This is a genomic window from Pseudomonas veronii (genome assembly GCF_001439695.1).
Taxonomy (GTDB): domain Bacteria; phylum Pseudomonadota; class Gammaproteobacteria; order Pseudomonadales; family Pseudomonadaceae; genus Aquipseudomonas; species Aquipseudomonas veronii.
In genome coordinates, this window is sequence record NZ_JYLL01000003.1 from 202,890 (window position 1) to 216,431 (window position 13,542).

At 62.6% G+C, this 13,542-nt stretch carries 14 protein-coding genes; 5 read left to right on the forward strand and 9 right to left on the reverse strand.

Going from position 1 to position 13,542, the window contains the following annotated elements; translation table 11 throughout:
* Nucleotides 1-42: 42 nt before the first annotated feature.
* On the reverse strand, nucleotides 43-483 hold the full coding sequence (locus tag TU80_RS05270; RefSeq protein ID WP_057003974.1) for a DUF4399 domain-containing protein: 441 nt from the start codon (nucleotides 481-483) through the stop codon (nucleotides 43-45).
* Between the two features lie 133 nt (nucleotides 484-616).
* Between TU80_RS05270 and TU80_RS05275 the strand changes: the two genes are divergently transcribed.
* Complete coding sequence (locus TU80_RS05275; protein ID WP_046381723.1) at nucleotides 617-1,111, forward strand: transporter substrate-binding domain-containing protein; 495 nt, start codon at nucleotides 617-619, stop codon at nucleotides 1,109-1,111.
* A 1-nt stretch (nucleotide 1,112) separates the two neighbouring features.
* Here the strand turns inward: TU80_RS05275 and TU80_RS05280 are convergent, their stop codons facing one another.
* Both TU80_RS05280 and TU80_RS05285 read right to left on the reverse strand, forming a co-directional pair.
* Nucleotides 1,113-1,613, reverse strand: coding sequence for a 2-thiouracil desulfurase family protein (locus TU80_RS05280; protein ID WP_057003975.1), 501 nt, complete (start codon nucleotides 1,611-1,613; stop codon nucleotides 1,113-1,115).
* A 2-nt stretch (nucleotides 1,614-1,615) separates the two neighbouring features.
* Nucleotides 1,616-2,248 (reverse strand): 2OG-Fe(II) oxygenase, encoded by a 633-nt coding sequence (locus TU80_RS05285; RefSeq protein ID WP_057003976.1) that lies wholly within the window; start codon nucleotides 2,246-2,248, stop codon nucleotides 1,616-1,618.
* A 131-nt stretch (nucleotides 2,249-2,379) separates the two neighbouring features.
* Here TU80_RS05285 and TU80_RS05290 point away from each other — a divergent pair, with 131 nt between their 5' ends.
* Nucleotides 2,380-3,132, forward strand: coding sequence for a DUF2059 domain-containing protein (locus tag TU80_RS05290; protein ID WP_017845071.1), 753 nt, complete (start codon nucleotides 2,380-2,382; stop codon nucleotides 3,130-3,132).
* Nucleotides 3,133-3,236: 104 nt separating this feature from the next.
* On the opposite strand, the gene bipL is transcribed toward TU80_RS05290, so the two are convergent.
* A complete protein-coding gene (bipL, locus tag TU80_RS05295) occupies nucleotides 3,237-4,178 on the reverse strand; it encodes a phospholipase BipL (RefSeq protein WP_057003977.1) in 942 nt (313 codons plus the stop codon).
* Between the two features lie 111 nt (nucleotides 4,179-4,289).
* On the opposite strand from bipL, the gene TU80_RS05300 reads away from it, so the two are divergent.
* Both TU80_RS05300 and TU80_RS05305 read left to right on the forward strand, forming a co-directional pair.
* Nucleotides 4,290-4,865: a DUF6436 domain-containing protein gene (locus TU80_RS05300; protein ID WP_046381720.1), complete on the forward strand. Its 576-nt coding sequence runs from the start codon at nucleotides 4,290-4,292 to the stop codon at nucleotides 4,863-4,865.
* A 31-nt stretch (nucleotides 4,866-4,896) separates the two neighbouring features.
* Nucleotides 4,897-7,251 (forward strand): penicillin acylase family protein, encoded by a 2,355-nt coding sequence (locus tag TU80_RS05305; RefSeq protein WP_057003978.1) that lies wholly within the window; start codon nucleotides 4,897-4,899, stop codon nucleotides 7,249-7,251.
* A 54-nt stretch (nucleotides 7,252-7,305) separates the two neighbouring features.
* Here TU80_RS05305 and TU80_RS05310 read toward each other — a convergent pair whose 3' ends face one another.
* Nucleotides 7,306-8,271, reverse strand: a complete 966-nt coding sequence (locus TU80_RS05310) for a GlxA family transcriptional regulator (RefSeq protein WP_057003979.1) — start codon at nucleotides 8,269-8,271, stop codon at nucleotides 7,306-7,308.
* A 250-nt stretch (nucleotides 8,272-8,521) separates the two neighbouring features.
* Between TU80_RS05310 and TU80_RS05315 the strand changes: the two genes are divergently transcribed.
* Complete coding sequence (locus tag TU80_RS05315; RefSeq protein WP_057003980.1) at nucleotides 8,522-9,163, forward strand: HD domain-containing protein; 642 nt, start codon at nucleotides 8,522-8,524, stop codon at nucleotides 9,161-9,163.
* Between the two features lie 129 nt (nucleotides 9,164-9,292).
* Here the strand turns inward: TU80_RS05315 and TU80_RS05320 are convergent, their stop codons facing one another.
* The 4 genes from TU80_RS05320 to TU80_RS05335 all read right to left on the reverse strand — a co-directional run bounded on the left by TU80_RS05320 (nucleotide 9,293) and on the right by TU80_RS05335 (nucleotide 13,394).
* Entirely contained in the window at nucleotides 9,293-10,177 is an 885-nt protein-coding gene (locus tag TU80_RS05320) for an ABC transporter permease subunit (RefSeq protein ID WP_015886412.1), read from the reverse strand.
* Complete coding sequence (locus tag TU80_RS05325) at nucleotides 10,174-11,094, reverse strand: ABC transporter permease subunit (RefSeq protein ID WP_046381716.1); 921 nt, start codon at nucleotides 11,092-11,094, stop codon at nucleotides 10,174-10,176. Before TU80_RS05325 ends, TU80_RS05320 begins: the two co-directional genes overlap by 4 nt.
* Nucleotides 11,091-12,233, reverse strand: coding sequence for an ABC transporter ATP-binding protein (locus TU80_RS05330; protein ID WP_017845078.1), 1,143 nt, complete (start codon nucleotides 12,231-12,233; stop codon nucleotides 11,091-11,093). The genes TU80_RS05325 and TU80_RS05330 overlap by 4 nt, the downstream gene beginning before the upstream one ends.
* 66 nt (nucleotides 12,234-12,299) lie before the next feature.
* Nucleotides 12,300-13,394: a polyamine ABC transporter substrate-binding protein gene (locus TU80_RS05335; protein WP_057003981.1), complete on the reverse strand. Its 1,095-nt coding sequence runs from the start codon at nucleotides 13,392-13,394 to the stop codon at nucleotides 12,300-12,302.
* Between the last annotated feature and the right edge of the window lie 148 nt (nucleotides 13,395-13,542).

The window sequence follows — 13,542 nt, forward strand, 5'->3', positions numbered from 1 at the left end:
GGAGGCCCGCAGGGGTCTCCCATTTTTTTGTCTGAACAAATCTTACTTGACGTTAACCGTGATCACTTTCGACGCTACAGTCGGGTTGAACTGCATGTGCAGTTTATCGCCGGCGACCAGTTGCAAGGTGTGCTTGCCAGGGGTCAGGGTCAGCTCGGTTTCGGTCTGGGCCTTGCCGAAGTGGATTACGCTGTCGGTGGCCGGGATCGGCACGCTGGCGTCGGGCAGCGCCTTCTGGTCGACCAGCAGGTGATGGTGGCCGGTGCCTGGGGTCTGGTCGGTGGCCGGGGCCAGTTTCAGACCTTCCATGCCGAACTTGACGGTGAAGGTTTTATCGACGGTGGAGCCGTCTTTCGGCGAAACGATAAACACTTTGGCATTTTCAGGTGGCGCGCTGCGAGGGATGCCGTCTGCGGCGGTCACCAACATCGAAGCACCCAATAGTACGCCGGCAATCGTTACACGAGACAAAAGGGCTTTCATTCGCTTCTCCACTTTTCTATGAAATTTGTAGGGTTATGACAACTTAGCGACTAATTGCTGTCCAAGGCACTCAACACCATAACAAAGCGATGCTGAACCGCGCCTCGCACATTCGAATTATTTAGGAGTGACCATGCGCTTTTCGCCTGGCCTGTTACTGCTGCTTCCTCTGATGAGCCCCTTGGCTCACGCCGAATTGATCGATGATGTGTTTGACCGCGGTGAACTGCGCATCGCCCTCGAGGCCAATACCCCGCCCTTCAACTTCAAGGACGGCGAGAAACTCACCGGTTTTGAAGTGGAACTCGGTGAACAACTGGCCAAAGAGATGGATGTGCGCCCCTCGTTCATCACCACCGACGACAGCGACATGCTGCCCGGCGTGGCAAGCGGCAAGTACGACGTGGCCATCAACCATATCGCTATGACTGCCGAGTTGCAGGATCAGTTCGATTTCAGTGAGCCTTATCGCGACAAGCCGGCGCTGGCCATTCCGTTCCAGAAGGGCAACCCGGCGTTCAAGGCGAGCCTGGACAATGCGCTGCAACGGGTGAAAGCCGATGGCCGGTTGAAGGCGCTGGGGCAGAAGTGGCTCGAAAGCGACACGGCGGAAGTCAAAGCACAGTAAATCAAAATGTGGGAGGGCTTGGGAGACGGGCCAGGGCTTGCGCCGCCTCAAGCAACTCCAACTCACTGAACACCAGCACCCCATGGCGCTTGAGCAGCGCCGCCGTGACACCCTCGCCGCTCACCTTCACACCGCTGAAAGTGCCGTCATAGGTCAGCACATTGCCACAGGACGGGCTATTGGCCTTGAGCACGGTGATACGGATATTGTGGCGCTGCACCAGCGCCAACGCCTGGCGGGCGCCGTCGAGGAAGGCGGCGCTGAAGTCCTCGCCCGCGGCGGTCAGCACCTGGGCGCGGCCCTCCCACACGTCGATACCCTGCCCGCCCGGAATCTCGGCGGAAGGTCTGGGCGTGGGCAAACCGCCCGCCACTTCCGGGCAGATCGCAACCACGCGGCCTTCGGCCTGCCATGCCGCCAGTTGATCGAACGGCCCGCTGGCGCCGCCGTCATAGCGCACTTTGTGCCCGAGCAGGCAGCGGCTGACGAGAATTTTTTCCATGCTTAAAACGGCTCGTTACCGCGCCGGCGAAACCAGCCGGTCAGCGACAGGCGCTCGCGGGTAGCAGGCAGCACTTCGTGGGGCACTTCGCCGGACAGGAACACCACCAGGCAACCTCCGCTGGGCACCACGTCGAGTTCGACGCCGTCCTTGAGGTACATGCGCAACTGGCCGCCGTGTTCCGGCAGCCACTCGTCGTTCAAGTAGATCACCGCCGAGACCGTGCGCCGGTCGTCGTCGCGAAACCGGTCCAGGTGCCTGAGGTAAAACGCCCCCGGCGGGTACATCGCGAAATGGCTTTCGAAATCTTCCAGGCCGAGGAACAAGCTGCGGTTTATCGCCAGGCGCAGGCTGTCCATCACCGTCATATAGCGGTCGCAGACGACGGCGTCGCCCTCCTCCAGCCACTGGATATGGTCGCCACGAATACCCTCGCGAATCTCCTGGGCCGGCCCGCGCCCGACCGCCGCCGGGGCCAGCTCACCTTCAGCCGCACGTTTACGGCACTCAGCCGCCAGTTCCAGGGTCAGAGCCTGGGGCAGGAAGCCGTTTTGCTGCGACCAGCCCTTTTCGGCCAGGTCGTCGACAATGCGTTGCAGCAATGGGTGATCGTGGGATATTTGCATGGCGCGCATAGTATCCATACGCCTGTGAATCCGACAGAGCCGCTGAGCGTCTGAACGCACTTTAGTCAGGTGACTGATAGGACTTCTCGACAAATCCTACGCCCGACACGGACAATAGTGGCCGACTGACAGGAGTCCATATGCGTCGTTTGTTTTTTTCCTTGCTGATGTTCTGCGTTTTGCCCGCTTGGGCAGACGGCCATGACCAGTTGTACAAGGTCGCCGGCTGGGCCGAACAACGCGCGCATTTCAATGACGCCCTCAGTGCCGCCCAGCAACGCTACCGCAACAGCCTGCCGCCAGCGGTGTACCAGGCGCTGGTCGACAACAGCAACAAGCGCTTCGCCGCCCAGGCCGTGGACCGGCGCGCCGAAGCCCAACTGCGCAAGCACCTGGCGGACCCGGCACCGGCCCTGGCGTTTTTCCAGTCGCCGCTGGGGCGCAAGATTGTCGCTGCCGAACTGCTGGCCACCCGCCGCGACCAGCTGGCAAAAAATGCCCAAGGCCTGCCGCACATCGAAGCCGACGCCACCCGCAGCCTGATCATCGGCCACCTGGCCCAGGCCCTGCCCGCCCGCGAAGCCGGCGCCGAAGTCAGCTTGGCGATCGCCGGCGTGGCGGCCGACAGCTTGAGCCAGATGATCCCCGGCCTGTTGGGCGGCGGCCAGGCCCAGGGCATGCTGGATGGACAACGCGAACGGCTGATGCAACAGATCGGCAATGACCTGAACAACACGTTGCTGTACGTCTATCGGGACTTGTCCGACCCGGAACTGGAAGAATTCGCTACGTTTGCCGAGTCGCCGCAGGGGAAGGCGTATTACCAGGCGGCGCTTGCGGCCGTGCGCGCAGGGCTGGCGGTCGGTCAAAGCACCTCAAGCCTGGCGCAGTAGGAAATGTGGGAGGGGGCTTGCCCCCGATAGCGGTGGGTCAGTATCAGATGTGCTGACTGACACCCTGCTATCGGGGGCAAGCCCCCTCCCACATTTGCACCGCGTTATTTCAGGTGGTCGGTGAGGTACTTGAAGTATTCCTGGCGAATCTCCGGGATCTCATTGGCCAGATGATGCCGGCCGCGCTTGAGCATCAACACCTCAGGCTGATCGAACTTGCTCCGCAGCACCTGCAGGTTGTGCTGCCAATCCACCGTCATATCCTCTTCGCCCTGCACAATCAGCGGCCGCCGCGGGCTGCGCGGTGCGGCTTCGATTTGCCTGATCCAGCGCGCCAGTGCCCCGACCCAGGCCGTCGGCAATTGGCGCGGCTGCAAGGGGTCGGCTTCGAGGAACGGCTTGAAGGCCGGGTCATTGGTGTTTTCGCTGAACCGTCGGGCGATGCCTTTGACGAACGGCCGCAGCAGGTAATAGCTGACCTGCGACCAGCCCCACCCACGCGGACGCACCAAGGGTGAAAGCAGAAAAGTCTTACCCTGGGCCGGGCTGTCGGCGCCATGGTTGAGCAAGTGATCCACCACCACCGCACCGCCGGTGCTTTGCCCGAACAGGTGCCAGGGCCGTGGCAGGTGCAGCGCTTCGGCCTGGGCGAACAGCGCCTGCACCACGTCCTGGTACACCGCAAAATCATCGATACTGGCCCGCGCGCCGCTGGACAAGCCATGGCCCGGCAGGTCGCAGGCGATCACCACGAAACCCTGGTCCAGCGCCCAGTCGACGACGTGGCGGTACAGCCCCATATGATCGTAGAACCCGTGGAACATGAACATCGTCGCCACCGGCACCGGCGGCCACCACACCTGGGCGACCACCGCGAACCCATCGACCTCGAACCGGCCAAGACGGCTCACCGCCGGCACCTGGCGCGCGCGCAGGTCCAGCCCATAGAAGCGCTGATAGACCCGCGCCTCGGCGCTGAGCGGCTGCGCATCCACCAGGGGCCGCAAGCTGTCGCGCAGGTGATCGGGGTCAAAGGTGACGGGCATAAGAGGTTCCAGACTTGGGGCTTCACGCGCTGCGCAGAGGAATATCGAGCTGCGATATTCATCTGTCGGGGCAAGCATGGCAAGCTACGCGTCCTTCGAGGATTGATCTGAATGCGACAGCCCTACCGCACCACCCTGTTCGCCAGCCTGCTGCTGATCCTCTGCGCCGGCGTGTTATGGGCGGCGTATGACTGGTTCCAAGGCCGCTACCTGCGTGCCTTCAGCGAACACACGGCGGTGTTTTCCGGCGACGCCCTGCGCCTGCCCGACGACCTCGCCGGCCCCGGCCCGATCCGCCTCGTGCATTTCTGGGACCCGGCCTGCCCGTGCAACGTCGGCAACCAGCAGCACCTCGGCGAATTGATCGAGCACTACGCGCCCCAGGGCGTCGAGTTCTACGCCCTGCAGAAACCCGGCAGCCACGGCCAGTTGCCCGACAACCTGCGCCAGATGAAAATCCTCAGCAGCCTGCCCGGCGCCGATCAGATACCCGCGACCCCGGCCGTGGCGATCTGGGACCGCAGCGGCAAGCTCGCGTATTTCGGGCCCTACAGCGAAGGGCTGACGTGCAACGCCAGCAACAGCTTTATCGAGCCGATCCTCAAGGCCCTTGCAGCAGGCCGCGCAGTGAATGCCACTCACACCCTGGCGGTGGGCTGCTATTGTTCGTGGCCAACCGGTTCGTAGCCCGTCGCCCCACTCTTGGTAAGGAATGTTCATGAAGCGCCTCTTGCAGGTTCTCGCGGTGCTGCTGGCGCTGGTCGCCGTCGGTGCCGGCTGGTACGTCTACAGCAAGCAACCCACCCGCCAGGGCGCCGTGACGCTGGCGAACCTGCAAGGTTCGGTCACGGTGCGCTACGACGAGCGTGGCGTGCCGCATATCCGTGCCGAGAACGAGACCGACCTGTACCGCGCCCTGGGCTACGTGCATGCCCAGGACCGGCTGTTCCAGATGGAAATCATGCGACGCCTGGCGCGCGGCGAATTGGCCGAAGTGCTCGGCCCCAAGCTGCTGGACACCGACAAACTGTTCCGCAGCCTGCGCATTCGCGAGCGCTCCGCCACTTATGTGGCGCAGTTGGACCACGAGTCGGCGCACTGGAAGGCCCTGCAAGCCTATCTGGACGGGATCAACCAGTATCAGGACAACCACGCCAGCCCGATGGAGTTCGATGTGCTGGGCATCCCCAAGCGGCCGTTTACCGCCGAGGACACCATCAGCGTCGCCGGGTATATGGCCTACAGCTTTGCTGCGGCGTTTCGTACCGAACCATTGCTGACCTATGTACGCGACCAGTTGGGCAGCGATTACCTGAACGTGTTCGACCTCGCCTGGCAACCCAAGGGCGCGCTCAACCTGGCCGCCAGCGACTGGCAAAACCTCGGCGCCATCGCGGCCCTGAGTGAACAGGCCCTGGCCGACAACGGCTTGCCGCAGTTCGAAGGCAGCAACGCCTGGGCGATCAGCGGCAGCCGCACCCAGAGCGGCAAGCCGTTGCTGGCGGGTGACCCGCATATCCGCTTCTCGGTGCCGTCGGTGTGGTACGAGGCGCAGCTGTCGGCGCCGGGCTTTGAGTTGTACGGCTATCACAACGCGCTGGTGCCGGTGGCGTTCCTGGGGCACAACCTGGATTTCGGCTGGAGCCTGACCATGTTCCAGAACGACGACCTCGACCTGATCGCCGAGCAGGTCAATCCGGACAACGCCAACCAGGTCTGGTACCACGGCCAATGGGTCGACATGACCCGCAGCGAGCAACAGATCGCGGTCAAGGGCCAGGCACCGGTCACCTTGACCCTGCGCCAATCGCCCCACGGCCCGATCATCAATGACGTGCTCGGCGAGAACGCCGGCAAGACGCCGATCGCGATGTGGTGGGCGTTCCTCGACACCCAGAACCCGATCCTCGAAGGGTTCTACCAGCTCAACCGCGCCGACACCCTGGCCAAGGCCCGTGCCGCGGCGGCCAAGGTGTCGGCGCCGGGGCTGAACATTGTGTGGGCGAATGCCCAGGGCGATATCGGCTGGTGGGCGGCGGCGCAGTTGACGATCCGCCCGGCCGGCGTCAACCCCGGGTTTATCCTCGACGGCAGCACGGCCCAGGCCGACAAGCTGGGCTTCTACCCGTTCAGCGCCAACCCCCAGGAAGAAAACCCGGCGCGTGGCTATGTGGTGTCGGCCAATGCACAGCCGGTGTCGCCCAGCGGCATGGAGATCCCCGGCTATTACAACCTGGCCGACCGTGGCCAGCAGTTGAACGCGCAGTTGAGCGACAAGCGCGTGAAGTGGGACGTGAACAACAGCCAGGCCCTGCAACTGGGCACCACCACCGCCTTCGGCCCGCGCCTGCTGGCACCGCTGTTGCCGGTGCTGCGCGAGGTGGTCAAAGACCCGGCGCAGTTGCAGCTGGTGGAGCAACTGGCGGCCTGGAAAGGCGATTATCCGCTGGACTCCACCAGCGCCACGCTGTTCAACCAGTTCCTGTTCAACCTGGCTGACGCGGCCTTCCACCCGAAACTCGGCGACGCCATGTTCAAGACCCTGCTCAGCACGCGGGTGATCGATGCGGCGTTGCCCCGCCTGGCCGCGAGCCCGGATTCGCCCTGGTGGAACGGCAAGCGTGCCGACACCGTCAAGCTCGCCTGGGACAACAGCCTCGCGCACCTCAAGGCGACCTTCGGCGATGACCCGGGCCAATGGCAGTGGGGCAAGGCCCATACGCTGACCCACGGCCACCCGCTGGGTTCGCAGAAACCGCTGGACCGGCTCGTCAACGTCGGCCCCTTCCCCGCGCCGGGCAGCCACGAAGTGCCGAACAACCAGTCAGCCAATATCGGCCCGGCACCATGGCCGGTGACCTACGGCCCGTCGACCCGGCGCCTGATCGACTTCGCCGACGTGCCCCACGCGCTGACCATCAACCCGGTAGGGCAAAGCGGTGTGCCGTTCGACAAGCACTATGGGGACCAGGCGGAAACGTATATCGAGGGCGGCTATGAGCAGGCGCATTTCAGCGACGAGGAAATCACGGCCAATACGCGCGGTACGCTGAAGCTGCTGCCAGCCCGCTGACCGCCTGGAACGCGGTCAAAATGTGGGAGGGGGCTTGTATCTGCGGTGTTGCCCCTACACCGGCGCGGCGAAGTTGAGCCGGAACTGTTGCGGCGTCACCCCCAGTCGGCGGTTGAACACGCTGCGCATGTGCTGGGCATCGCGAAACCCGCATTGATAGGCCACGGTCTTGAGCGGTGCGCGGCTGCTTTCGAGCATCACCCGCGCCGCATCCACCCGCGCCCGCTCGACGAACTCCGCCGGGGTGATCCGCGCTTCACGGGCGAACACCCGGGAGAAGTTGCGCGCACTCATATTGGCCGCGTTGGCCAGGTCCGCGATGGTCAGGTCGCCGGTCAGGTTCGCCAGCACATACACCTGCACCAGCGCCACCGCCGAGGTGGTTTCGGCGTGGGGCGTGAGGAACGGGCTGAACTGCGACTGCCCGCCCGCACGCTGGGTGAACACCACCAAGCGCTTGGCCACGCTCAACGCCACTTCCGGCCCGTGATCCTGGGCCAGCAGGTACAGCGACAGGTCGATCCCCGCCGTGACCCCGGCTGAGGTGTAGAGGTTGCCGTCCTGCATATAGAGACGGTCGGCCTCGACCCGGGCGCTGGGGCACAACCGCGCCAGGTCGGCGGCATCGCCCCAATGGGTGGTGACGGTTTTCCCGTCGAGCAGGCCGGCGCGGGCCAGTATGAAGGCGCCGTTGCAAATCGAACCGAAGCGCTGCGCCCGCGCCGCGGCCCCGCGCAGCCAATCATCGAAGTGCGCGCCGAAATCCTCGAAAGGCAGCTGCGGCCCGCCGGCGACCAGAAGCAGGTCATAGGCTTGCAACGCTTCGCGGTAATGCCGATGGGCCTGCAACGACAGGCCGTTGGAACAGGCCATATTGCCGTGGTCCAGGCCGATCACGTCCAACTGGTACTGGTCGTCGGGCGACAGGAAACGGTTCGCTTCGCAGAACACATCCAGCGGGCCGGTCACGTCCAGTGACTGGACGCCGGGGAAAATCAGAATGCCGACGGTCTTGCTCATGAACAGGCACACCTTTACCTAACCGGATAAACACAGAACCCTTGTGGGAGGGGGCAAACGCCCTTCCACCTTTGGATTTTCGCAGGCTTCAAGGGCGATATCGCCAGCTACACCCTAGCCGACTTTCACTTGGCACGATGTAGCAGCACATTGGCCGACATCGCACCCTCGCTGCGATAGCCCCTTCCCCGGCGCGCGACCAGACTGGCTGCCTCGGCGCCACCCCGGCGCTTTCTTGCGGAGAACGACCATGAGCACCAGCATCGCCGGCATCAAGATCCCGGACAGCGCCCTGGCCAGGGCCACCACCGACTACATCCGCGATATCGAATCCGACCTGCTCTACCACCACTCGCGCCGGGTGTTTCTGTTCGGCGCGTTGAGCGGTGAGCGCAAGCAACTGACCTATAACCCGGAGCTGCTCTACGTCGGCGCGATGTTCCATGACCTCGGCCTGGTCGAAGGCCATCGCAGCGACGACCAGCGTTTCGAAGTCGACGGTGCCAACGCGGCGGCGGACTTCCTCAAGCCGCATGGGCTGAGCGATGACGACATCGAACAGGTGTGGCTGTCCATCGCACTGCACACCACGCCGGGCGTGCCACAGCATCTGCGGCCGACCGTGGCGCTGGTCACCGCCGGCGTCGAGATGGACGTGCTGGGCATGGACTACGCCGCATTTACCCCCGTGCAGCGCGAAGCCGTGGTGCATGCACATCCACGCGGTGAAGGGTTCAAGGAATGCATCATCTGCGCGTTCGCCGACGGCTTGCGCCATCGCCCGCTGACCACGTTCGGCAACGTGAAGACCGATGTGCTGGTGGATCAGGAGCCGGGGTTCAAGCCGATGAACTTTGTCGAGGTGATTCGCCAGTCGCCGTGGACGGCCTGATCAACCTGGAATGCGGTCAAAATGTGGGAGGGGGCTTGCCCCCGATGGCGGTGGATCAGTCACAGCTTCAGTGACTGACACTCTGCTATCGGGGGCAAGCCCCCTCCCACATTTGCACCGTGTCGGCCGTTAGACCGGCGCAGGCGCCCGACGCTTGTCCGGCTGCTGCCAGCCATCGGCGGCCGCTTCTTCGATCGCTTGCTGGATCGCCTTCTTGCGCATCTCTTCGGCACGTCGGCTGAAGAACCACACCAGGAAAGTCACCAACGACACCGCCAGCAGAATCAGGCTGGCCACCGCGTTGATCTCCGGTTTGACCCCCAGGCGCACCGCCGAGAAGACTTCCATCGGCAACGTGGTCGAACCCGGGCCCGACACGAAGCTGGCGAGTACCAGGTCATCGAGGGACAGCGCGAAGGACATCATCCCACCCGCCGCCAACGACGGCGCGATCATCGGGATGGTGATCAGGAAGAACACCTTCCACGGCCGCGCGCCCAGGTCCATCGCCGCTTCTTCGATCGACAGGTCCAGCTCACGCAAGCGCGCCGACACCACCACCGCCACATACGCCGCGCAGAACGTGGTGTGGGCGATCCAGATGGTGACGATGCCACGTTCCTGGGGCCAACCGATCATCTGCGCCATCGCCACGAACAGCAGCAACAGCGACAGACCGGTGATCACCTCGGGCATGACCAACGGCGCGGTCACCAGGCCGCCGAACAGCGTGCGGCCCTTGAACTGGCTGATGCGCGTCAGCACGAACGCCGCCAATGTACCCAGCGCCACGGCCGCGACGGCCGTGTAGCAGGCGATTTCCAGGGAACGCGCCACCGAGCCCATCAACTGGGTGTTGTCCAGCAGGCCCACGTACCACTTGATCGACCAACCGCCCCACACCGTCACCAGCTTGGATTCGTTGAACGAGTAGATCACCAGGATCAGCATCGGCAGGTAGATGAACAACAACCCCGCCACCAGCATGAAGCTTGAGAAACTGACGCGCTTCATATCTTGCCCTCCATCTCTTTGGCTTGGCTGCGGTTGAACAGGATGATCGGCACGATCAGGATCGCCAGCATCACCACCGCCAGGGCAGAAGCCACCGGCCAGTCACGGTTGTTGAAGAATTCTTGCCACAACACTTTACCGATCATCAGGGTTTCCGGGCCGCCGAGCAGTTCCGGGATCACGAACTCGCCCACCACCGGGATGAAGACCAGCATGCAACCGGCGATGATGCCGTTCTTGGACAGCGGCACGGTGATCTTCCAGAAGCTGTTGAAGGTGCTCGAACCCAGGTCCGAGGCAGCTTCCAGCAGGCTCTGGTCGTGTTTCACCAGGTTGGCGTACAGCGGCAGGATCATGAACGGCAGGTACGAATAGACCACGCCGATATACACCGCGATGTTGGTGTTGAGGATCTGCAGCGGCTCGTTGATCAGCCCGATGGACATCAGGAAGCTGTTGAGCAAGCCGTTGTTGCTGAGGATGCCCATCCATGCGTACACGCGGATCAGGATCGCGGTCCAGGTCGGCATCATGATCAGCAGCACGAGGACGGTCTGCATCTCTTTGCGCGCACTGGCAATCGCATAGGCCATCGGGTAGCCGATCACCAGGCACAGCAGGGTGCTGAAGAACGCCATCTTCAGCGAGCCCAGGTACGCGGCGATGTACAACTCATCGTCGCCGAGCATCGCGTAGTTGGCCAGGTTCAGCACCAGTTGCAGCTTCTGCTCAACGAAGGTGTAGATCTCGGTGTAAGGCGGGATCGCCACGTCGGCTTCGGCAAAGCTGATCTTCAGGACGATGAAGAACGGCAGCATGAAGAACAGGAACAGCCAGAGGAAAGGGATCCCGATGACCACATGCCGGCCACCGGGGGTTATTCGTTGCAGCTGGCGCTTGAATTTTTTCATGTTCATGAGCGAAGTACCACGCCGCTGTCGTCTTCCCACCACACGTACACCTGATCACCCCAGGTTGGGCGCTGGCCACGGCGTTCGGCGTTGGCGACGAAGGATTGCACGAGCTTGCCGCTCGGCAACTCGACGTAGAACACCGAGTGGCCGCCGAGGTAGGCGATGTCGTGGACCTTGCCGCTGGACCAGTTGTGCTCGCAGGTCGGCATTTGAGTGGTGACCAGCAGTTTTTCCGGGCGGATGGCGTAGGTCACTGACTTGTCTTCCACCGAAGTGGCGATGCCGTAGCCAACGTAGATGTCGCGGTCCAGGTCCGGGCACTTGAGCACTGCGTGGCCCTCAGCGTCGTCGACCACCTGGGTGTCGAAGATGTTGACGTTGCCGATGAACTCGCACACCAGGCGGCTGGTCGGCGTCTCGTAGATGTCGACCGGGCTGCCGATCTGCGCGATCCAGCCCAGGTGCATGATCGCGATGCGCTCGGCCATGGTCATGGCCTCTTCCTGGTCGTGGGTCACCATCACGCAGGTCACGCCGACGCGCTCGATGATTTCCACCAGTTCCAGCTGCATCTGCGAACGCAGTTTCTTGTCCAGCGCCCCCATCGGTTCATCGAGCAGCAGCAGTTTCGGGCGCTTGGCCAGGGAACGGGCCAGGGCCACACGCTGGCGCTGGCCACCGGACAACTGGTGTGGCTTGCGCTTGGCGTACTGGCTCATCTGCACCAGCTTGAGCATCTCGGCCACGCGGGCGTCGACTTCGGCCTTGGGGATCTTGTCCTGTTGCAGGCCAAACGCGATGTTCTGCGCCACGGTCATGTGCGGGAACAGCGCGTAGGACTGGAACATCATGTTGATCGGCCGCTCGTAGGGCGGCATGTCGGTGATGTCCACACCGTCGAGGTAGATGCGACCCTCGGTTGGGCGCTCGAAACCTGCGAGCATGCGCAACAAGGTGGATTTGCCCGAACCCGAACCGCCGAGCAAGGCGAAGATCTCGCCTTTCTTGATTTCCAGGGACACATCGTCCACGGCAATCGTCTCGTCGAACTTCTTCGTGACCCGGTCGATTTTGACCAGCACCTTTTTCGGTGTCTGGTCGCCCTCGAGGGCTTTCTTATAGGCGCCGGAGGCAACTGCCATTTACGAAACTCCCAAAAAAAAGAGTGCAGTTCGCCCGACGCGGGCGAACCCAGGATAGTTTGAGCCTTACTTGCCCGTCTTGACCTTGGTCCAGCTACGGGTCATTAAACGCTGCACTTTCGGGGGTAGCTCGAAGTTGACAAATGTCCGGTCGAGAACCGCCTGCGGTGGGTAAACCGCTTCGTCGGTGCGTATCGATTGCTCCATCAGTGCGTCCGCCCCTGGGTTAGGGTTGGCATAACCGACGTAATCACTGACCTGAGCGATAACCTCAGGTTGCAGTAAATAGTTGATGAAGGCGTGGGCTTCTTTAACGTTGGTCGCGTCCTTGGGGATCGCCAGCACGTCGAACCACAGGTTGCCGCCTTCTTTCGGAATCGCGTAGGCGATGTGCACGCCCTTGCCCGCCTCGGCTGCGCGGGCCTTGGCCTGGAACACATCGCCGGAGAACCCGGCCGCCACGCAGATGTTGCCGTTGGCCAGGTCGGAGATGTATTTGGAAGAATGGAAGTAGGTCACATAAGGCCGCACTTTCAGCAGTTTCGCTTCGGCCTTCTTGTAGTCTTCGGGGTTCTCGCTGTTGGGGTTCAGGCCCATGTAGTTGAGCACCGCCGGCAGCATTTCATCTGCCGAGTCCATGAAGGACACGCCGCACGTCGCGAGCTTCTTCATGTTTTCCGGCTCGAACAGCACGGCCCAGGAGTCGATCTTGTCGACGCCCAGCACTTCTTTGACTTTATCGACGTTGTAACCGATGCCGTTGGTGCCCCACAGGTACGGCACGGCGTATTGGTTGCCCGGGTCGTTCTTTTCCAGGCGCTTGAGCAGCGCCGGGTCGAGGTTGGCGTAGTGAGTCAGCAACGACTTGTCGAGCTTCTGGAACGCCCCGGCCTTGATCTGTTTGCCAAGGAAGTGATTGGACGGCACCACCACGTCGTAACCGGTACGTCCGGCCAGCAACTTGCCTTCCAGGGTTTCGTTGGAATCAAACACGTCATACACAGGCTTGATACCGGAGGCCTTTTCAAAGTTGGCCAGGGTGTCGGGGCCGATGTAGTCCGACCAGTTATAAACATGCACAGTCGATGCGGCCTGCACGCTGACAGCCAGCGTGATACCTGCACCTACCAGCAAGGCTTGGCGAAATAAAGAAAATGGCAAGTGGAGGTCCTCTTAAATAGTTGGGCCCAAAGTTGTTGCCCGGCAACAAAACCGGCGCGCAACTTACCCTCGATAAACCGATCCGGCAAAACTTTCTGTCATTTAATTACTGTACGGCTGCCGCTCTTTGTAGGAGCGAGCTTGCTCG